This window comes from Hydrogeniiclostridium mannosilyticum (genome assembly GCF_003268275.1).
GTDB classification, from domain to species: domain Bacteria; phylum Bacillota; class Clostridia; order Oscillospirales; family Acutalibacteraceae; genus Hydrogeniiclostridium; species Hydrogeniiclostridium mannosilyticum.
The window spans coordinates 970,281-990,555 of the sequence record NZ_QLYR01000001.1 but is presented as its reverse complement, the minus strand read 5'-3'; the positions used below and the strand labels follow the sequence as shown (position 1 = coordinate 990,555).

Annotated in this window: 18 protein-coding genes and 1 tRNA gene; 6 read left to right on the top strand and 13 right to left on the bottom strand. The window is 54.3% G+C overall.

Annotation, left to right across the window (positions count from 1 at the left end; translation table 11 throughout):
* Positions 1-111 precede the first annotated feature (111 nt).
* Entirely contained in the window at positions 112-2,055 is a 1,944-nt protein-coding gene (locus DPQ25_RS04665) for an ABC transporter ATP-binding protein (RefSeq protein ID WP_112331970.1), read from the bottom strand.
* Positions 2,055-3,905, bottom strand: coding sequence for an ABC transporter ATP-binding protein (locus DPQ25_RS04660; RefSeq protein WP_112331969.1), 1,851 nt, complete (start codon positions 3,903-3,905; stop codon positions 2,055-2,057). Before DPQ25_RS04660 ends, DPQ25_RS04665 begins: the two co-directional genes overlap by 1 nt.
* Positions 3,906-4,086: 181 nt before the next feature.
* On the opposite strand from DPQ25_RS04660, the gene DPQ25_RS15295 reads away from it, so the two are divergent.
* Entirely contained in the window at positions 4,087-4,296 is a 210-nt protein-coding gene (locus DPQ25_RS15295; RefSeq protein ID WP_407928150.1) for a GNAT family N-acetyltransferase, read from the top strand.
* 321 nt (positions 4,297-4,617) lie between these two features.
* On the opposite strand, the gene DPQ25_RS04650 is transcribed toward DPQ25_RS15295, so the two are convergent.
* Positions 4,618-4,692 (bottom strand) — tRNA-Arg (locus DPQ25_RS04650).
* The gene (locus DPQ25_RS04645) at positions 4,669-5,175 is read right to left on the bottom strand and encodes a helix-turn-helix domain-containing protein (protein ID WP_112331967.1); all 507 of its coding nucleotides are present in this window, start codon (positions 5,173-5,175) and stop codon (positions 4,669-4,671) included. The genes DPQ25_RS04650 and DPQ25_RS04645 overlap by 24 nt, the downstream gene beginning before the upstream one ends.
* Before the next feature lie 193 nt (positions 5,176-5,368).
* Between DPQ25_RS04645 and DPQ25_RS04640 the strand changes: the two genes are divergently transcribed.
* Together DPQ25_RS04640 and DPQ25_RS04630 are read left to right on the top strand one after the other, a co-directional pair.
* Positions 5,369-5,599, top strand: coding sequence for a helix-turn-helix domain-containing protein (locus DPQ25_RS04640; RefSeq protein ID WP_112331966.1), 231 nt, complete (start codon positions 5,369-5,371; stop codon positions 5,597-5,599).
* Between the two features lie 337 nt (positions 5,600-5,936).
* Positions 5,937-6,170: a helix-turn-helix domain-containing protein gene (locus DPQ25_RS04630; protein ID WP_112331965.1), complete on the top strand. Its 234-nt coding sequence runs from the start codon at positions 5,937-5,939 to the stop codon at positions 6,168-6,170.
* Positions 6,171-6,537: 367 nt separating this feature from the next.
* Here DPQ25_RS04630 and ppdK read toward each other — a convergent pair whose 3' ends face one another.
* Together ppdK and DPQ25_RS04620 are read right to left on the bottom strand one after the other, a co-directional pair.
* Positions 6,538-9,171: a pyruvate, phosphate dikinase gene (gene ppdK, locus DPQ25_RS04625; protein WP_112331964.1), complete on the bottom strand. Its 2,634-nt coding sequence runs from the start codon at positions 9,169-9,171 to the stop codon at positions 6,538-6,540.
* Between the two features lie 233 nt (positions 9,172-9,404).
* Positions 9,405-10,892: a sialate O-acetylesterase gene (locus DPQ25_RS04620; RefSeq protein ID WP_112331963.1), complete on the bottom strand. Its 1,488-nt coding sequence runs from the start codon at positions 10,890-10,892 to the stop codon at positions 9,405-9,407.
* A 187-nt stretch (positions 10,893-11,079) separates the two neighbouring features.
* Between DPQ25_RS04620 and DPQ25_RS04615 the strand changes: the two genes are divergently transcribed.
* Entirely contained in the window at positions 11,080-11,520 is a 441-nt protein-coding gene (locus DPQ25_RS04615) for an inorganic diphosphatase (RefSeq protein WP_330409833.1), read from the top strand.
* A complete protein-coding gene (locus tag DPQ25_RS04610; protein WP_112331962.1) occupies positions 11,489-11,971 on the top strand; it encodes a YbaK/EbsC family protein in 483 nt (160 codons plus the stop codon). The genes DPQ25_RS04615 and DPQ25_RS04610 overlap by 32 nt, the downstream gene beginning before the upstream one ends.
* A gap of 118 nt (positions 11,972-12,089) precedes the next feature.
* Here DPQ25_RS04610 and DPQ25_RS04605 read toward each other — a convergent pair whose 3' ends face one another.
* From DPQ25_RS04605 to DPQ25_RS04575, 6 genes are all read right to left on the bottom strand, one after another.
* Positions 12,090-12,989: an endonuclease/exonuclease/phosphatase family protein gene (locus tag DPQ25_RS04605; protein ID WP_177576837.1), complete on the bottom strand. Its 900-nt coding sequence runs from the start codon at positions 12,987-12,989 to the stop codon at positions 12,090-12,092.
* Positions 12,990-13,578: 589 nt separating this feature from the next.
* Positions 13,579-14,238 carry a hypothetical protein gene (locus tag DPQ25_RS04595; protein ID WP_146740527.1) on the bottom strand — a complete coding sequence of 220 codons (660 nt, stop codon included), beginning with the start codon at positions 14,236-14,238 and terminating at the stop codon, positions 13,579-13,581.
* Complete coding sequence (locus DPQ25_RS04590) at positions 14,235-15,194, bottom strand: hypothetical protein (RefSeq protein ID WP_112331958.1); 960 nt, start codon at positions 15,192-15,194, stop codon at positions 14,235-14,237. The genes DPQ25_RS04595 and DPQ25_RS04590 overlap by 4 nt, the downstream gene beginning before the upstream one ends.
* A 476-nt stretch (positions 15,195-15,670) precedes the next feature.
* Positions 15,671-16,675, bottom strand: a complete 1,005-nt coding sequence (locus DPQ25_RS04585) for a GGGtGRT protein (protein WP_112331957.1) — start codon at positions 16,673-16,675, stop codon at positions 15,671-15,673.
* A gap of 34 nt (positions 16,676-16,709) precedes the next feature.
* Positions 16,710-17,402: an iron-sulfur cluster assembly scaffold protein gene (locus DPQ25_RS04580; protein ID WP_112331956.1), complete on the bottom strand. Its 693-nt coding sequence runs from the start codon at positions 17,400-17,402 to the stop codon at positions 16,710-16,712.
* A gap of 253 nt (positions 17,403-17,655) precedes the next feature.
* Positions 17,656-18,258, bottom strand: coding sequence for a GNAT family N-acetyltransferase (locus tag DPQ25_RS04575; RefSeq protein ID WP_242978219.1), 603 nt, complete (start codon positions 18,256-18,258; stop codon positions 17,656-17,658).
* Positions 18,259-18,563: 305 nt separating this feature from the next.
* Between DPQ25_RS04575 and DPQ25_RS04570 the strand changes: the two genes are divergently transcribed.
* Complete coding sequence (locus tag DPQ25_RS04570; protein ID WP_112331954.1) at positions 18,564-19,670, top strand: glycosyltransferase WbsX family protein; 1,107 nt, start codon at positions 18,564-18,566, stop codon at positions 19,668-19,670.
* 177 nt (positions 19,671-19,847) lie between these two features.
* Here DPQ25_RS04570 and DPQ25_RS04565 read toward each other — a convergent pair whose 3' ends face one another.
* Positions 19,848-20,093: a helix-turn-helix domain-containing protein gene (locus DPQ25_RS04565; RefSeq protein ID WP_112331953.1), complete on the bottom strand. Its 246-nt coding sequence runs from the start codon at positions 20,091-20,093 to the stop codon at positions 19,848-19,850.
* Between the last annotated feature and the right edge of the window lie 182 nt (positions 20,094-20,275).

The following is a 20,275-nucleotide window of genomic DNA, read 5'->3' as shown; positions in this document are numbered from 1 at the left end:
CGGGCCGGGGGAAGACATCCGTCTTCCCCCGGCCCGGATTTTGCTGTTTTGCCCCTTTGGCTCTGCCGTGGAGGATGCTGTAAAAATACCGGCAGATCAGCAAGAACTTTTTCAGGAGGGCTCAGAAGCCGCCGCCATACCGAGGCCGTCGGGCTCGCCCTGAGACTCCTCATCATAATATTGAGCCTGAGCCGTCCACAGCTGGTAATACTTGCCGCCCTCGTCCTGCAGCAGTTCCTCGTGGCTGCCGGACTGGATGACTTCGCCGTTGTCAAACACTACAATGCGGCGGCAGAAGCGGCAGCTGGAGAGCCGGTGCGAGATGTACACCGCTGTCCGCTCCCCGACCATGCTGTCAAAGCGGGAGTAGATTTCGAATTCGGAGATAGGGTCCAGAGCGGCCGTCGGCTCATCCAGAATGACAAAGGCGGCCTGGCGGTACAGCGCCCGCGCGATGGCGAGCTTCTGGGCCTCGCCGCCGGAGATTTCCACGCCGTCCGCATAATATTCCTTGTAGACCGGCGTTTCGATGCCCTTTTCCATGGCCTGGACCCGCTCCCAGAGCCCGGCCTGGCGCAGGGCCTCCTCCACGCGCGCGGGGTCGTAATCCACATCTGCCGCGATGTTCTGCGCGACCTCCAGGGCAAAGAGCTTGAAGTCCTGGAACACCACAGAGAACAGATTTTGGTAGGCTTCATAGTCGTATTCGCGGATATCAACGCCGTCAAGCAATATCTGGCCCTCGACCGGGTCGTACAGCCGGCACAGGAGCTTTATCATGGTCGTCTTGCCGGAGCCGTTGACCCCGACCACCGCCAGACGCTCGCCCGCGGCCAGCTTCAGGTTGACATGGCGCAGCACCCAGTTTTCGCTGCCGGGGTAGCGGAAGGAGACGTCCCGGAACTCCAGCTCATGCCGCCCGTCCGCTGTGCTTTTGATGCAGCGGTCGCCGTGCGGCAGTACATTTTTGCGGTCCAGATAGTCGAAATAAAATTCAAAATCCTTTGACATCATTTTTAAATCGGCAAGCTGGGTCATCAGCATGGAAAAGCCGGAAATAAACTGGGTGACGCCGCCAGTGTACTGGACGATGTTGCCCACAGAGAGCAGTCCCGCCAGCGCCTTGCAGCCCACGAACAGATAGACCAGCCCAGAGACAGTGACGGATACGGCTGAGCGCAGGGACTCAAACCGCCCATTGCAGCGGCACAGGGCAATTAGTTTTTTGCTGACGCCGTTATACGAACGGTTAAATTCCTCACGGATCAGGGTTCTCTGATGATAGAGGCGGACATCCTTGCCGGTTTTATAATCCTGCAAATGGTTGATGTAGTAGTCGAAAATGCGGTTTCCCCGGCTGAACTCCTTATCCGCCGACATCTTGATGACGGCCTTGTTCTGCCGCAGGCTGAACATAACTGACGCCACAACGGACAGCACGACAAGCGCCAGCAGCGCCGCCGAGAGGTAGGGCGAGGCCATCACCCTGGTAAAGGGGCTCGCATTTTCCGCGGTGGGGACGGAGATAAACAGCGCTGCGGTGATGCCGATGGAAACCACGACGCTGATCAGGCCCTGAATCAAGCTTTCAATTTTTTCCACCACACCCCACAGGTCGCGGCCCATGTACACGCAGCGGTCCCAAATCTGCTGGTAGAGCAGGTGGGTTTGTGGGTTCTCCGCCGTCTGGTAATCCATTTCCATCATCTTCGTGCTCAGCTGCATCCATTGTTTTCGCGCCATGGAGAGAATCAGCACATTCCGGTAATTGACAGACCAGTCTGCGAGGCTGGAAAAAAACCAGTTCAGGCCAATTGTAATCAGCACTTGGGCCGCCAGCGTTTGAACGTCGCGAGTGGTGAGCAGTGTGTTCAGAATTTGTGAGGTCATAATGATGCTGACAAATGGTGACAGTGCCGGACAAAGCGCTTTAATAATGCCGATGGGGATCATTCTGGGCTCCAGGCGGCCGACAAAACGGATTCCCCTGCCTAAAATCTGAAAATCCCGGCGCCAGCTGTGCTTTTCACCCTGCCGCTTATTTTTCTGCCGCATTATGCTCCCTCCTCTGCCAGCGGGGCGCGCTGCCCTTTTTTCTTATAGTAATAGCTCTGGATCTCAAACATTTTTGCATATCCGCCGCCTTGCGCCATGAGCTCGTCGTGGGTGCCCATCTCGGTGATTTTACCATTTTCAATAAAGACGATGCGGTCGCAGAAACGAGTGCTGGAAAGCCGGTGTGAGATGAAGATAGAGGTTTTGTCCTGTGCCAGCTCGCTGTACTGTAAATACAGCTGATTTTCGGCAATGGGATCCAGCGCTGCGGTGGGCTCGTCAAGCACCAGCACCGGCGCATCCCGGTACAGTGCCCGGGCGAAGATCAGCTTCTGCTGCTCGCCGCCCGAGAGGTCGACCGCATCGTCCTGCACGCCTTTGACGAGGTTTGTGTCCAGACCGTCCTTCCAGCCGCGGACGCGTTCCGCCAGCCCGGCCTTGCGCAGGCAGTCCCAAACCCGTTCACGGTCAATTTGTTCTTCCGGACACATGGCTACATTTTTGGCTATGCTCATGGGCAGCAGGTGTACGTCCTGAAAAGCGGTGGAAAACAGCGTGTAGTACTCGTCGCGGTTGTATTCCTCCGTCTTTTTGCCGTTGACCAGTACATCGCCGTGCGTGGGGCGGTAGAGGCCGCATAAAAGCTTGACCAGCGTGGTTTTACCCGCGCCGTTGACGCCGACAATTGCCAGCTTTTCTCCCGGCTTTACCGTAAGCTGTAAATGCTCGAACACCGGCTGTTCTGCGCCGGGGTAGCGGAAGCAGACGTCTTTAAATTCCAGGGCGCAGGGCAGGTCCCGGCCTTGCGGCAAATCCGCGCCGGGGCCACGGTTCAAATAGTCGGGCATCTCCAGGTATTCATGAATGTTGCTGGCAATGAGTCCGCTGCGCGCCAGCCAGTTGAAATTGTCTATTAGGCTGACAATCCAGGTGGAGAAGCCGGAGATCAGGCCGAAATAAAGGATGAAGTCGTCAACTTGCATCTGGCCGCTGAGCACCAAGTAGATTAAATAGGCATAGGCCAGTCCGTCCCGGATAAAAACCAGGCTGTGGTTGAGCACGTTGGCAAGGATTTGCCGGGCCACGAATAGCCAGACCTCGCGGTCCCGTGCCGCCAAGGCCTCTTTAAAAAGCTGGCGGAACCAGGGCAGCATGCGGTACAGGCGGATGTCTTTGCCGTTTTGGGCATCCAGGCCGTGGTATTGGATGTAGTTAAGCCGCCGTTCATAGACAGAGCGCCGCTCCAGGTAGGCGGCCTCGTATTTGCGCACATGGGTCAACGCAAAATAGTTGACGGCCGTAATGGCAATCAGAAGCAATGTAATGAATGGGTTCAGTGCCGCTAAGATAACGCCGTAGAACACGAAGCCAAATACACACGAGGCAATAACCACCAACGACTCGGGGATATTGCTCAGGCCGACCCCTACGCCGGAGTAATTCTGTGGAAAGGCCCTTTCTCGTTTGGTCTGGCCTTCAAAGCTCTCTACGTTCTCATAATCTGTATCCATGACCTTATCAAAAACCTTGTAATAAAACTTGGTTTCAAAAAGTTCTGCGCGCCCCTTGCTGACCAGGGCGGCATAGTTGCTGAATACGTTAAGCAGCACCATGCCGAGTACCAGCAAGCCGACGCTGGCCAGCATCCGCGGGACCTGAGCGCCTTCTGTTACCAGCTGTACCACCAGCTTAGAAAGGTAAACGGTGCTGAACGGCAAAAGTACCAGCACCGGAATGCGCAGCAGGCATAGCAGGAATAGCCGGCGGTCGAACCGCCAGAGCTCGGTTAACGCATAACCTACGCCCTTCCAGGATGTATAGGGTGTTTTTTCTTTGCCCTTTTCCTTCATGCGTTTACAATCCTCCTCTTCACAATAAAAAATGCTTGCTCATTTAATGAGACGCTTCACCGCTTGCTTTTGTCCTCCTCTCCTACATTAAATAATCTGGGGGCTTGCCGTGTTTCAGGACAGAATAGCCCGATAAAAGAAAGTATAAGCGCTCAAAAGATATTACATGCAAAATTAACAAATACTATATTTTGCGGTACAGGATGAGGCTGTTTTAGCAGCCTGTATGATAGAGCCGCACGGAAATGGCGTCTGGGAAATATGCAAGCTGGCTGCCGCCGGACAGTACACCGGTACAGGCGCTGGGAGCGCTGTTTTTGAGGCCTGCTTAAGCCATGCCATCGAAAACAGAGCCAAAAAGATTGTACTTGTAACCGGAAGTATTTTATAAAGCCCGCCCTGCATATCTACCAAAAATATGGATTCAAGGAAATTCCGCTGAATAGATCGGAATGGCCCTATGAAAGAGCGGAGCTGGTTTTTGAAAAAATAATAAAATAACCGGTGGTTCTCCATGGTTTCAGGGCTTATTTTCCCGCCAAGAGACAAAAAAGACGCCCGCAAAAGGTTGGCAGCGGCAGCAAGCCGTTGCGAGGGCGTTTACAACCGAGCAGGTGAGCCGAGCGCGACCTTTTGCGGAAAAGGAAGAACAGTGAAGCGGCGGACGATTTTGTGAAACAAAAAATCGGAACGAGCGTAACTCGTTCCGACGTGGCACCCCCAGTAGGAATCGAACCTACAACTAGCCCTTAGGAGGGGCTTGTTATATCCATTTAACTATGAGGGCATAAACAGCTATTTTAGCCTTTTTATTATAAATTTTTTTTGCTATAAAGTCAAGTGTTGTTTTGGGAAGGAAACAGCGGGAACAATCCACCATGCGGCGGATTGTTCCCGCTGTTTTTGATTTGGGACGATGAAAACGGTTTTTTCGGCGTTTGGGCGCGCGGGGGCCGGGGCGTTGTGCCCCCTGCGCGGAATAAGCACGGCTATTTGAGCAAATTATAAAAGCGGTGTTCACGGTTGATGGGCTCTTGGCCCAAAAGTACCCCACCGTCACATGGTAATAAGCCGCCATGGCGCACAGCACCTGCAAGGGCGGCTGCGTGTACCCAAGCTCATAGTAGGTGTAACTAGACCTGGAAACGTTCAAGACGCCGGAAATCTCCCGCTGCGTCACGCCATATAAAATGCGCAGGTTACGGAGGCGCTGCGGAAGCAATCGAGCCAGCTCCCCCTTTTGCAGACAATTCTCACTCGGTTCCATCATAAAATACACTCCTCAACACTATGTAATGTCTAATATTGGTTTACTTTTCTACATCTAAATGTACTTGTAAAACTACTAGAAACCATACAACGATTGTTTCTATCTGGAAACAGCTCTTATCATTTTAATTCAATATAATAATAATGAGTAAAAGTAGGTATTTGCTTTAGTTTAAACGAGGGGAGGGAATATGATGCAGTGGGTTATCACAGACATTCCCCTTGGGAGGAATATCCAAAATATCAGAATGGCAAAGCAGATGAGCCAAAAGGATGTTACCACTAAGCTTCAATTAATGGGTAGCATCATGTCCCGCAGTACCCTTGCCAATATTGAAACCGGGCGCAGAAACATTAAAGCAAGCGACCTCAAGGCGTTGAAAATTATTTTCGATGTTGACTATGAGGAATTTTTTAAGGAATAGATCCCGTGCTTTTTGTTTTATCGTAGTTCAACCTGTTATAGGCTAAATTGTAAAAATATTGGATATGCCCCGAACCGGCTACTCAAAAGATGAGGCCGGGGAGAATGATATTCCTACCAGTGTTCTGATACGGCTCGCCGATCATTACGGCACCAGTATTGATTATTTACTAGGGCACACCGACACAAAAGAGCTTTACCCCTCCAAGAAAAACCGACGGGTATGCGGGCAGCGGCTGCATTTGCCGTCTTGTTCACCTTTAGCATATATAATAGACTATTCTCCTCCATTTATCAATAGCTTGTACTATAAATAAATCGAGTTGAGGTTTAAAAAGATGGAGCAATGGATTATTCGTAATATTCCCTTAGGTAAAAATATAAAATCCATTAGAAAATCCAAACATTTGACTCAAAAAGACGTAACGACAAAGCTGCAACTTATGGGAAGCTATATGTCGGAAGATACCCTCTCCAATATTGAAACCGGGCGCAGAAATATTAAAGCAAACGATCTCAAGGCATTGAAAATTATTTTCGATGTTGACTATGAGGAGTTTTTTAAAGAGTAATATTTTTCCCTAATAAACATAAGCTGCCTCACAGGGGCTTTACCGTGCCTCGTTGCGGTTTTAACATCAAAAGGGCCTTGCTGGAGTACTCCGGCAAGGCCCTTTTTGCGTTTTATTTTGCTGTGGCTGCTAAAAGGCCGTTGCCCTAAGCCAGCTTTTACGATTGGGTAAACTCCATTTCACCTTTTTAGGGCATTGAAATTTGTGTTTTTCATCATCGTGGAAAAGTCGAGGAAATCACTATTTACCCGACAAATCCCGTATTTACAAGGTTTTCAGCATAAAAAATGACCCTGCGGAATTACTTCCACAAGGTCATTTTTTCTATTATGATTTTGCTATCGGGCTTTGCCCTAAATCAGCTTTATTATTTTGCGCGCTTTTCCTTTACAGCGGCCTGTGCGGCTGCCAGGCGGGCAATCGGCACACGGAACGGGCTGCAGGAAACATAGTTAAGGCCGACGTTATGGCAGAACTCGACAGAGGTCGGGTCGCCGCCGTGCTCGCCGCAGATGCCGAGGTGGATGTCCGGACGGGTCTTGCGGCCCAGCTCGGCAGCCATCTTCACCAGCTTGCCAACACCCTTCTGGTCGAGGTGTGCGAACGGATCGGACTCGTAAATCTTCTTCTCATAGTAGTAATCGAGGAACTTGCCAGCGTCGTCGCGGCTGAAGCCGAACGTCATCTGGGTCAGGTCATTGGTGCCGAAGCTGAAGAACTCAGCCTCTTCCGCAATTTCATCCGCGGTCAAGGCGGCGCGCGGAATCTCGATCATGGTACCAACCTCGTACTCCATGCTGATGCCGGACTCTTTGATAATGCGGTCTGCCGTCTCAACAACGACGTCCTTAACATATTTCAGCTCCTTGACCTCGCCCACGAGCGGGATCATGATGAGCGGCTTAATATTGTATTTGCCCTTCTTGGTAACATTGATAGCCGCATTAATGACAGCGGTGGTCTGCATTTCGGCAATTTCCGGGTAGGAAACCGCCAGACGGCAGCCACGGTGGCCCATCATCGGGTTGAACTCGTGCAGGCTGTCAATGACCTCGTGCAGGCGCTGAACGGTGATGCCCAGCTCGCCGGCAATTTCCTGAATGTCCTCTTCCTTGGTGGGCAGGAACTCATGCAGCGGCGGGTCGAGGAAACGAATGGTAACCGGGCAGCCCTCCATGGCCTCGTACAGGCCCTCAAAGTCGCCCTGCTGGTACGGCATAATCTTGGCAAGCGCCTTCTTGCGGTCCTCGGTGTTGTCCGCAACAATCATCTCGCGCATAGCCTTGATTCTGCTTTCCTCAAAGAACATGTGCTCGGTACGGCACAGGCCGATGCCCTGAGCGCCGAAGGAACGGCCCTGCTTGGCGTCGCGCGGCGTGTCGGCATTGGTGTAAACCTCAAGCTTGCGGTACTTGTCCGCCCAAGCCATGAAGCGGCCGAAGTCGCCGGAAATAGAAGCCGCAACCGTGGGGATAGCCTCAGCATAGATATTGCCGGTGGAACCGTCGATGGAGATGTAATCGCCCTCCTTGATGGTCAGGCCGCCCAGGGTGAACTGCTTCTTGTCATAGTCAACAACGATGTCGCCGCAGCCGGAGACACAGCAGGTGCCCATGCCGCGTGCAACAACAGCCGCGTGGGAGGTCATGCCGCCGCGCACGGTCAGGATACCCTCGGCAACAACCATACCCTCAATGTCCTCCGGAGAAGTCTCCAGGCGAACGAGGACGATCTTCTCGCCGCGGTCGTGCCACTCCTTGGCATCCTCAGCGGAGAAAACAACCTTGCCGCAGGCAGCTCCCGGAGAGGCGGCCAGGCCCTTGCCAATGACCTTAGCGCTCTTGACGGCATTGCCGTCAAACTGCGGGTGGAGCAGGGAGTCGAGCTGCTTGGGCTCAACGCGGAGCACAGCCTCTTCCTCGTCGATCATGCCCTCGTCGACCAGGTCGACGGCAACCTTCAAGGCAGCGGCAGCGGTACGCTTGCCGTTACGGGTCTGCAGCATGTAGAGCTTGCCGTTTTCAATGGTAAACTCCATGTCCTGCATATCCTTGTAGTGCTTCTCCAGACGGTCGGCAATCTCGGAGAACTGCTGGTAAACCTCGGGCATGTCGTTCTTCAACTGGCTGATGGGGGACGGCGTGCGCACACCGGCAACAACGTCCTCGCCCTGCGCGTTGATGAGGTACTCGCCGAACAGCGCTTTCTCGCCGGTAGCCGGGTTTCTGGTAAAGGCAACGCCTGTGCCGGACTTGTCGCCGGAGTTGCCGAAGACCATCGCCTGTACGTTGACGGCGGTGCCCCAGTCATAGGGGATCTCGTTCATGCGGCGGTAAACGTTGGCGCGGGGGTTGTCCCAGGAACGGAAAACGGCCTTAACCGCTTCCATGAGCTGTACCTTCGGCTCGCTCGGGAAATCCTCGCCCTTTTCCTCTTTATAGAAGGCCTTGAAGCGCTTGACCAGATCCTTCATATCCTCGGTGTCAAGCTCGGTGTCCATCTTAACGCCCTTCTCCGCCTTCTTCGCGTCGATAATCTCCTCAAAACGCTTCTTGGAAAGCTCCATTACAACGTCGGAGAACATCTGGATAAAACGGCGATAGGAGTCGTAGGCAAAACGCGGGTTATTGGTAAACTTGGCCAGGCCCTCGACAACAACGTCGTTCAGGCCCAGGTTCAGAATGGTGTCCATCATGCCGGGCATGGAAGCGCGCGCGCCGGAGCGCACGGAAACCAGCAGCGGGTTTTCCGGGTCGGCAAACTTCTTGCCGCAGATCTCTTCCATCTTTCCGAGATACTCATAGATCTCGGCCTGGATATCGTCGTTGATTTGGCGGCCGTCCGTGTAATATTGGGTACAGGCCTCGGTGGAAATGGTAAAGCCCTGGGGTACTGGCATGCCGGCTCTGGTCATTTCCGCCAGATTGGCGCCCTTGCCGCCCAGCAGCTCACGCATGTCCTTGTTTCCTTCAGAGAACAGGTAAACATACTTGTGGCTCATGAATCAAACCTCCTACAAATTTTCACTGCATGTCCGCAGTACGGTTTCATACCTTTTCGTACAGTGTCTTGCCCTATTATAGCAAAAAAAATCAAGGAATTCTAGGGCTATTTGAAATTTACGGCGAGTTATTTAGAAAATTTTTCAAACCCTGCGCATACTTCGTTCTTTTTGTACCGGACCGGCGACCATTGGGTTTGGTAAAACGGTTTTCCGGCAAGCTGCCGGCCCGGTCAGTCGTTCTGCAGCGGCAGCGCGAAGGCGGGCGCCGGCAGTCCGCTCCCGCCGCACAGGTTCCCCTGCGCGGCATAGGCCATGTTGGTCATGGCGAAATGAACCTCGGCAATATCCATGCCCTCCGGGAGCTGGACGCAAACCGTATCTGAAGCGGTAATCCGGGCTTGCACCGGTATTTGAGCGCCCGCAGCATCCAGTACGGAAAAGCCGGCCGGCGGCGCAGCGTCCAGGGTGGAGAGGCCGCCGTTGACACAGCGGAAGGTCACTACCGCCTCACCGCCCCTCCGTACGGCGCTCAGCGGCAGCGGCGAATATGCCGCATCCAAGCCGCCCACGCCGTAATCGCCCGCAAGCGCAAGCGCAGCCAGCCGCTGGGCCAGTGGATATTTATGCGGGGAATGGGCAAAATCGGCATCCTCCGGGCGGGAACCCAAATCTCTGCTGACGGCAAGGTAGGAGTTGGGGATCTGCTCCAGCGCCATCAGCTGCCGGCTGCGCACCCAATACAGATGCTGAAAATGCGCATCGCATTCCTCCCTATAGGACGAGAGCTGCACGTTATAGAAGCTGAAATTGAAACCGAACCGTTGCCGCTCATCCGCCACAAAGGCGGCCAGGTCGCCGTCATAGGCAAGCGCCATCTCCTTCCAGATGCCCTCGCTTTCCCCCTGGAAAAAGAGCTGACCCTTGAACTGCAGGCCGAGCAGCGGCGCTATCAGGGTATTGTAATAGCCCCCGGCCGGCATATTCGCCCCCTCGGTATAACCCCGCTCATGCGCCAGCTCCAGGGGCATGAGCTCCCGCAGGCAGGCCCCGCCGGCGCACATCATCACGACACCCACCGGCACCGGAACATGCTCCGTCAGCAGGCGGGCAAAATAATAGCCAATGGCGGAAAAGCTTTTCGCCGCTTCTGGCCCGGGCCGCTGCCAGCGCCATTCGGGGTTGATCACATCCCGCGCGGGCTCGTGGTAGAACTGCTTGCATTCCACCGCATAAGCCTGCGTTTGGGTAAATAGGCGGAAGGGGTGATCCTCCCGCAGGGTCTGTGCGATTTCCGGCGTGTCGCCCAGGCACGGCGCCAGGGCCAGCTCCGCGTTGGACTGCCCGCCGACCACCCACACATCGCCGGACAGGACGTCCTCAAAGGTGTCGCTGCCATACGCCGATGCCACGGTCATCCGCGAAGGGGCAAAGCTGGCCGCCCGGGGCTGGAAGACCAGCTCAAACCTGCCAGTCTCGTCCACCGCAGCGGAGACGGTCTCCTCTCCCCATACCCCTGTCACCACGGCGCCAGTGTGGCGGCTCCAGCCCCAGATGGTAATGGGCCTCTCCCGCTGCAGCACCATATGGGATGAGAAGATCCCCGCTACCTTCCACTCCGGCAAACACAGGGGGGCTTTTTCCGTCTTCACCGCCGCTTCGGGAATACTGTTCCGCTGCGGCATGGCGGGAGCGCGTTCCGCTGTAATCAATTCCTTCATCCTCTATTCTCCTAAACGAATCATCATTTTTCCTCTGCATTATAGCAAAATACACCGGGCAGTTCAACCTTTGGCGGACAGGAAAATGAAGAGGCTCAACTCCAGCGGACAGCGGCGGATTGGTCATTTACAAAACCGCGCTCCTATTTTATAATAAGGGAAATTGCGGGTAAAAGGAGGCGACACATTGAAAAGAAGCGTTACGGTAATAGTTGACCGCCCGCTGGGCAGCACACACCCAGCACATCCAGGGCTTGTTTACCCGGTCAACTACGGCTATGTCCCCGGCGTAATCGCAGCGGACGGCGAAGAGCAGGATGCTTATATTCTCGGCAGCGACGAACCTGTCCGTCAATTTACCGGTGTATTGGCCGCCGTCGTATACCGCCGCGACGACGTAGAAGAGAAATGGGTGGTTGTGCCGGTGGACGCCGATTTCACCGAAGCCGAGATTGCCCGGCTGATTGATTTTCAGGAACAATATTTTAACAGTACCGTGCACCTTTGCGGGGACCGGCTACACAGGAATCTCCACCGTTTCCACCGGGTTTTAAACCGCCGGCGGAGGCAGTGGTTCAAAACAGGGAGGAACCAATATGTCGGCAGAAGCAGTAAGAGCTTATTTTGAACAATATGGAATGGACGGACGCATCCGGGAATTCGACGTTTCCAGTGCAACGGTGGAGCTGGCGGCGCAGGCCGTCGGCTGTGAGCCGATGCGCATTGCCAAAACGCTGTCCTTTTCCGTGGGTGGCGAACCGGTTTTGATTGTCGCCGCAGGCGATGCCAAGATCGACAATTCCAAATACAAGGCCCAATTTTCCGCCAAGGCAAAGATGCTCACACCGGACGAAGCGCTTGCACTGGTCGGCCACGCGGTAGGCGGCGTCTGCCCGTTCGCCGTTCGGGACGGAGTCCGCGTTTTTCTCGATGCATCACTCAGGCGCTTTGAGCGCGTCGTCGCCGCCTGCGGCAGCAGCAACAGCGTAATTGAGCTGACCCTGGCGGAGCTCGAAACGCACGCACACCCCGAGGCCTGGGTCGATGTCTGCAAGGGCTGGGAACCGGCGGGGGCATAGGCTGCCCACGGCCCGCCCGCAGGCGTGGCAGAATGGCAAAGGGGGCCGGGTTTTAAAAACCCGGCCCCCTTTTTACTGATTGTTTTCCCCAATGCTCCGAGCTCGCCCGGAAGCTTGCTTACGGCACGCTCACAACCGCGTGTACGGCGGAGTGGTCGCTGTTGAAGGCAGCCTTGACGCCGCTGTCTACCACGGAGCTCTGAGCAGTGACTCCCTTGACCAGGATGCGGTCCACACCGTCAGCCGCGGCGGTCGTATATCCGTTATTGGTAAAGGGGGAAAGATTCGTGGTATTATAATCTCCCATGCAAATCATAGGCAGGTTGTATTCACGCTGAAGCTCCGCCATCCGGTCATAATAGATCTGTGTGCCCCGGTAGGCCAGGCCTGTCAGCGGGTTCGGCATATGACCGTTGGCGACAATAAAGCGCTTGCCGGTGGACTTTTCCTCCAGCACCACCCAGGTGACAATACGCGCGGCGCGCCCCTCCGGCGCGGCGATGGGGTTCGGCACGATGGAATTATAGTCCGCGGAGGTTGCCTGGCGGATTCTGTTCTCATCCCACAAAAATTTATTCGTCTTGACCTCTGAAATCATGTAGCTGCCCCCGGTGATCCAGTTGTATTCGCTCGTCTTCCAGAAGATCGGGTTGCGCCAGCCCCAGCCGTACTCCTTGAACGGCAGGTCCGGAATGCCTGTGTAGCAGGAATAGACGCCCTTGGTCGCCTCTGCAATTTCACCGCCTGCCTTCTGTGCGTTGGGGCCTGTGATGGAGGTCTCAGCCCAGGAGGCCTCCTGCAGCCCAATGACGTCCGCGCCGGAGCCCAGCATATACGAGGAAATTCCCGCTACGCTGCCGTTGGCGCGGTCCGCGTTGATATTAAAGGTAATGACACGCATGCTCTTGGTGTTTGCGGAAACCGGCGCCGTAAACACCAAGGGGATTAGCAGCAGCAAACAGGCGAGCAGCATCGCCAGGGGCCTGCGGGTTCGGCTTGGGTTGTGCGTTTTTTTCATCATCATTCCTCCTAAAATTTATTTTAAGATTTCTCTTAAAAAAGCAGAGCATTGGATCGCCCGGTTTAGAATTTTATTCTTTCAATCTCTAATATTCTGTTAATTTTATTCTCAGTTTCATTATAACGAACAAAATTTATAAAATCAATATGAAAATTTATTTATAATTTTATGTTTTTTGTGTATTAACTCCATTTTTCTATTTATTATGACAAAAACCGAAGAGGAGAATCCAGCCTTGAATAGCGTAGAGCCTTTACCCATGCCAGGCCGCTCCAACAGGCCATGCCTGTGCCTCCAGGCATACAAAGCCTCCTGCCGCAGCATCAAAAGCTAACGCAGGAGGCTTTTAACCGCTTGTTTTTACGGCTGTCTTTATTTTTTGCCGCATAGCGGCGCGGGCCCGCCCTGCATGCCTTTCTACCATCGTGAGTAAGCCGTGCTCCGCTGCCGCCTCCGCCGCGGAACGTTCTGAATAAAATGAGCGGGCTGCCGCGGAAAACCACAGCAGCCCGCTCGACAGGGCGCCTTTACGGATACACGAAGGGCATGTAAACCGTTCTTAAAAGAGATATTTTCTCTTACTTAATTATTCGACACACTTTTTGCGGGCGTAAAGGGCTGCCAGCATTCCCGCGCCACCGGTAAACAGTACCGCCCAAAGTACCACGGTGCTGTTTTCACCGGCTTCCGGAGACGCGTCCGCCGCGTCTTCCTCCTGCCCGGAGGGCGTGGAGGTCTCCCCCTGGCTGTCCGTTACAGGGACATCGGTTACATCCTTGGTATACACATATTCCATCCCGTTAAAGACAATGGTCGCGGTATAAGTGGTCACGCCCATGTTGTTGCTGCCGGCCGGCTTCGTCACCTTGCCCACGGCGTTGACAGTAACCGTCTTAACCTCGCCGGTAGCCGTATTGGTAAACACAGCCGTGCAGGTTTTGCCATTCTCCGACCAGGTGACATCCGGTTCGCTCCAATTATCCTCCGGCTGTACCGGCGTGTCTGCGGGCAGCTTCGCCGTGTACGGCACAAATTTCCCGTTTTCGTCCAGCGTGTTCATCTGCGCCGCGCCGTATTTGAGCGGCGACGTAAAGGTAACGCTGATCTCAGCCGTGCCGGCTGCTACATTGTCCCGGTAGGCGACCGTATAGTCCGTTCCTTCCCTGAGCTCCCGCCCGCCGTATGTGATAGCCACCTCCTTAGTGACGGCTGTTCCGCTGTATCGGGCATCCGACAGCTCCATCACAATGGCGTCGCCGGATAATACCGCCGGAGTAATTTCATAGGTGAAGGCCTGCTTCCCTTCATATTCGCTGTACGCAGGCTGACACGGGCCATGTAGCTGCCCGCATCCACAGGCGCAGAGGTCCCTATGCTTTCCCAGGCCCTGCCGGGCAAGCGTTTGTAATAGGAAATGCTGAAATCCCCGCCTACTTCTGAGCCGCCATGCGTTGCCGCTGGCTCGCCGGATATGCCGTGAGGATCCCCATCGTAGATTGAATCAGCCCCGGATACTCCGCTCAGCAGCGCAAGCCCCTTGCTGTTGAGCCGCGGAATGTTGACCGTGCTGTAGGTGATATGGCCCTGCCCGTAGGTTGACGTTCCCCCGAGCGTCTTGGTCTCAGTGCCCACCAGAAAATAGTCGTGCCGCACAAAAGCGAGGCTGCCGCTTCCCGTTTGGTCGCCCCATGTACAATCCACAGCATACCATTTCCCGTCCAGCTCCACCGCATTCCACTGGTGCTGCATGCCCGTAAGCAAAACACAGGGGATGCCCAGCCTGTCGCATATAATTTTAAAGGCCTCCGTATTACAGAGGATTTCTGAAATTCTGGCATTCATTGCCTTCATTTCAGCGTCGAAAACGCTTTTGTCCTGGTGGGGCGTTATTCTTGCATTGGTCATGCCGCTTCTAAGGCGAATGCCCGTCAGCTTACCGGCGGCCGCATCGACAACCGGCTCCAGCGCGCCGGGCGACAGCCATTCCAATTCCGGATGGTCATTGAGTATGGAGCCCAGCGGAATATAGATGGTGTCCCCATTGGCCTCATTAAACAGAATATCCTCACCCGAAAAATCGAAGAGAACCGCGCCCGGGGCATAGTCCTCTTCCAAGCGGTCAATGCCGTCATAGACCGCATCATAAATCTTTTGATATTCGCTTTTAAGCTTCGCACGCTTTGTATACCGTGTTTCCTCCAAAGCCTCCCCTGAGCGCTCCCTAGCGCTTACTTTGGGGCTGCCGCTTCCCAGCACAGACAGTGAAAAACAAAAAACAAGCGCTAAAAGTGCAGGTAAGCTTTTTCATCTTTCCCTTCAAAAATAGCGTCCTCCCTGTGTATTTTCTCTTTGTTGTCAATTACAGTGCTGTCGGTTAGCCGTAACTAATCACATAGGAAGCCGCCTGCTTTATCAAGCATTATCCTGTCCTCAACGGTACGAAAAGAAAAAAATCAGTCATTCTCAACACAAAAACAGATTTTTCCATTTTTAAACCGTACGTCTTACTGAAATCCTATCGTTTTAAAAAACGCGCCGCCCCTTAACCAACGCGATTCTAAAGCAAAATAGGCCGGAAGGCCTTCTGCCGGGGAGCACGGCGGCAAACAAAAAGGAGCCGCCCCGCGGGGCAGCTCCTTTCCTGTGATAAACCATATTTACACGGCCTCAGGCCGCTATTATTTTGCCTCGTAAACCGCCACAGCGCAGGCCACGGTGGCGCCGACCATGGGGTTGTTGCCCATGCCGATCAGGCCCATCATTTCCACGTGTGCGGGCACGGAAGAAGAACCCGCAAACTGGGCATCCCCGTGCACACGGCCGAGGGAGTCCGTCAGGCCGTAGGAAGCAGGGCCCGCGCCCATATTGTCCGGGTGCAGCGTACGGCCCGTGCCGCCGCCGGATGCAACGGAGAAGTACTTCTTTCCGTTTTCGGTCGCCCACTTCTTGTAGGTGCCCGCAACCAGATGCTGGAAACGCACCGGGTTGGTGGAGTTGCCGGTAATAGAGACGTCCACGCCCTCATGCTTCATGATGGCAACGCCCTCCAGCACATCGTTGGCGCCGTAGCATTTAACCGCCGCACGCTCGCCGTCGGAGAAGGCGCGCTCCTCCACGACCGTGAGCTCGTCGGAATAGAAGTCATAATCCGTCTTTACATAGGTAAAGCCGTTGATTCTGGAGATGATATAGGCCGCATCCTTGCCCAAACCGTTGAGGATGATGCGCAGCGGCTCCTTGCGGGCACGGTTGGCGGTACGGGCGATGCCGATGGCGCCTTCAGCCGCCGCGAAGGATTCGTGGCCGGCGAGAAACGCGAAGCATTTTGTCTCGTCGCGCAGGAGCATGGCGCCAAGGTTGCCGTGGCCCAGGCCGACCTTGCGGGTTTCGGCGACAGAGCCCGGAATGCAGAACGCCTGCAGGCCGATGCCGATGGCCTCTGCGGCATCGGCGGCGGAAGCGGCGCCCTTTTTCAGCGCGATGGCGGAGCCCAGCGTGTAGGCCCAGCTGGCATTTTCAAATGCAATGGGCTGTACGCCCTTGACAATCTTATCTACATCTATACCCTTGGAAAGGCACAAATCACGAGCGTCTTCGAGGCTGGCAAGGCCATACTCAGCAAGACACTTCTCTATTTTGGCCATTCTTCTTTCTTTGCCTTCAAATTTAACATCGTTAGCCATTATAGTTTCGTCCTCCTTTTTCTGCTTTGTCAGCTTATTCTTCACGGGGGTCTACGTACTTGGCGGCGCCGTCGAAGCGGCCGTACTGGCCGATGTTCTTCTTATACGCCTCGTCCGGGCTCATGCCGTGGCGGATATCCTCCAGCATCTTGCCCAGCTTCACAAACTGGTAGCCAATGACCTCGTCGTTCTCATCCAGGGCCATTTTCAGCACGTAACCCTCGGCCATTTCCATGTAGCGCACACCCTTGGCCTTTGTGCTGAACATGGTGCCGACCTGAGAGCGCAGGCCCTTGCCCAGGTCCTCCAGGCCGGCGCCAACCGGCAGGCCGCCCTCTGAGAAGGCCGTCTGGCTGCGGCCGTATACAAGCTGCTTGAACAGCTCGCGCATGGCGACATTGATGGCATCGCATACCAAATCGGTGTTCAGGCACTCAAGCAGCGTCTTGCCGGGCAGAATTTCCGCCGCCATTGCTGCGGAATGCGTCATGCCGGAGCAGCCGATGGTCTCTACCAAAGCTTCTTCTACAATGCCGTCCTTCACATTTAACGTCAATTTGCAGGTACCCTGCTGCGGAGCACACCAGCCAATTCCGTGTGAAAGGCCAGAAATGTCCTTGATTTCATAAGCCTTTACCCATTTTCCTTCCTCCGGGATCGGAGCAGGGCCATGATGGGGGCCCTTTGCAATAGTACACATTTGTTCCACTTCGTGGGAATAATTCATAACGGTACTCCTTTCGATTTTTTGATCCTTGACTTTCAGACTTTGTGTGGCAATCTACTTTATTATAAAATATTTTACGGTTATTAGCAAGAGATGAGAGGCGATATTCACGAAAAATCCTGTTCATTTTTATCTGCTGCGGCAAAAGCATCCTCCGGCGCAAAAAAACAGGCGGACGCCCGTTTCGGGGCCCTCCCGCCTTGAGCCTCCGGCGGCGGGGCGCACGCGCGAAGCCCTGCCGTTATAGGAGCCCTTATAAATCTGTTTCAATAAAATGGACGGCCGAAGCCTGCCAATACTTTTGGTATACCCGTTCTTCGTCTCCGTCAAGATTTAATTGATACATTCTAAAGGTGACTAAGAAATCCTTGGGCTGCCACCGTTCCTCATAGGAATAGCAATAGCGCATACCAATATTTCTCATTACGCCGCCGCTGTGGGGGTTATTCCTGTCATGGGTGGCTGTAATATAGGGAAGCCCGTCCTTTTTAACCTGCGCTACAACCGCCCTCCCGGCCTCCGTGACAATGCCCTGATGCCAGAGTTCTTTCCGCAGGCCGTAGCCAAAATCGTGGTGCTCCTCCATATCGGCCTTGATATAGCCTACCGGGTAATTGTCCTTTTTCAGGCAGATGGCATAGGCATAGGCCTGTGGCTGCGTGTATGTTGCCGCATACCGTTCTTCAAAAAACGTCCTTGCCTCATCCATGCTCTTCAACGGGAACCATGGCAGGAAGCGGTTCACCTCCTCGTCGCTGTATATTTGATAAAGAGCCTCCAGGTCATCTTCCGTAAATTTTCTTAAAATCAAGCGCTCCGTCTCCAATGTGGGCGTATTCATTCTATTTTCCTCCATTGCTGGGTCCCCCCATTCTTTCAGAATATTATCCGCCGCCGTCTTACTTTCGCAGCAAGGCGCGCCCTGCAACAAGCCTTCGGTTTGCTGCCATTATAGCACACCGGCCATACGGCGGCAACCTGTTTTCTCCTTGCGCTGCCGGCAATTGCCAATACTGCCCGCAGGGGCGGATTGGGGCGCCCGTTTTTTATTGTTTACCCGCTTCCTTTTCTTGAAAAGCGCGGGGTTCCCTGCTATAATAGGCCTGAATCAAAAAGAAAGCGGCGGCTGTGCTGTCCGCCGTTAAAAAGGAGTTGCCGTCAATGAGCAATTATGATGTAGCCGCCTATATCTGGCCGGCCTATACGGGCGACGAGCCCCGCACAAAAATTTTCTGGCCTGAGGGGATTGGCGAATGGCAGTCCGTTAAAAATTCGGTTTCCAAATACCCGGGGCACAACTGGCCCAGAAAGCCGCTGTGGGGCTATGTCAACGAGGCGGACCCCTATGTGATGGAGGGCCAGATCGCCGCCGCCGCCGACCACGGCGTCAATGTCTTTATTTACGACTGGTACTGGTATGAAAACCGCCCGTTTCTGGAGCAGTGCCTCAACAACGGCTATCTTAAGGCCAGGAATAACGACCGGGTAAAATTCTACCTGATGTGGGCAAACCACAGCGTCAACTATACGTGGGATATCCGCAATTCGAGCCTGCAGGACTGCGAAATCTGGGACGGCGCGGTGGACCGCAGCAGCTTTGAGCAGATCGCGCTGCGCACCATTGGCCGCTATTTCTCCCAGCCCTCTTATTATAAAATTGATGGCAAGCCGGTTTATGCCGTCTATGATGCCGCCAACCTGATCCGCGGCCTGGGCGGGGTCGAAAACACCCGCCGCGCACTGGACTGGTTCCGCGAGCAGACGGTCCGAGCGGGCTTTCCCGGCCTGCACCTACAGCTTATCTTCTGGTCGAACAACGCGGTCAACCTGAGCGGCGTGGACGGCGGCGACCATTCCCTGTCCCCGTGGGAGGTCATCTCATCACTGGGCTTTGACAGCATCACCCATTACCAGTTTGCACATTTCGCCAATATCGACCGTGATTACCGGGAGATCCTGCGGGATGTGCAAAAGGAATGGGCCATGATTGACGAACGGTCCCCGGTTCCCTACTACCCGCACATCTCCGTGGGCTGGGACAACAATCCCCGCTTCATGGAGTTTCGCCCCGGCGTCGTCAAAAACAATACCCCGGATGCCGTAGAAGAGGCCGTTCGCATGGCGCGCGCCTATGTGGACGCGCATCCGGGCCGGACTCCGCTGATTACGCTGAACAGCTGGAACGAGTGGACGGAGACCAGCTACCTGCAGCCGGACGACCTGTACGGCTACGGTTACCTGGAGGCTGTCCGAAAGGCGTTGGCGTGATCATTTCGTTTATTATATTCACCATGTTAAAAGCAGAAGGATGTGCCTTTTTTGGCACATCCTTCTGCTTTTGTCCTCTTGTTCCAGTAAACCGCGTTACAATATAAAGGCGGAAAGGAGCGCATAAACCCCGCGCTCATAAAAGGTTCCTCGCACACCCCTGCCAGCCTATCCAGCCTAGCGAGCAGCCTTCAGCCCCGGGGCACAAAGTATTTCCGCCTGCTTTTTTTCCAAGGCAGGCAGGAAGTCGCCAAACAACTGATTAACCCGCCAAATAACCGGTATGGGCATAACAGACCTTTCGTTTTCGTAATAAGTGTAGACTTTCTTGCTGATGCCAAGCCGCTCCGCCATTTTTGCACGGGTGAGGCCAACACTGACACGCAGCCGTTTTAAATCTTTTTCCAGAATATTTAAATTCATGGCTCAATACCCCCTATAATTTGTGAATTTTATTCACTTCGTAATTTATTATAGCTTTCATTTTTTGGTAATTTTGTCGAATTATAGGGCACCGCAAAAAAAATTATTTAAAGCCGTAAAATCGTAAATATTCCAAGCCGAAGCGCCATATTCTGCCGGCGTTGGTGTGAATAGCCCGGCCT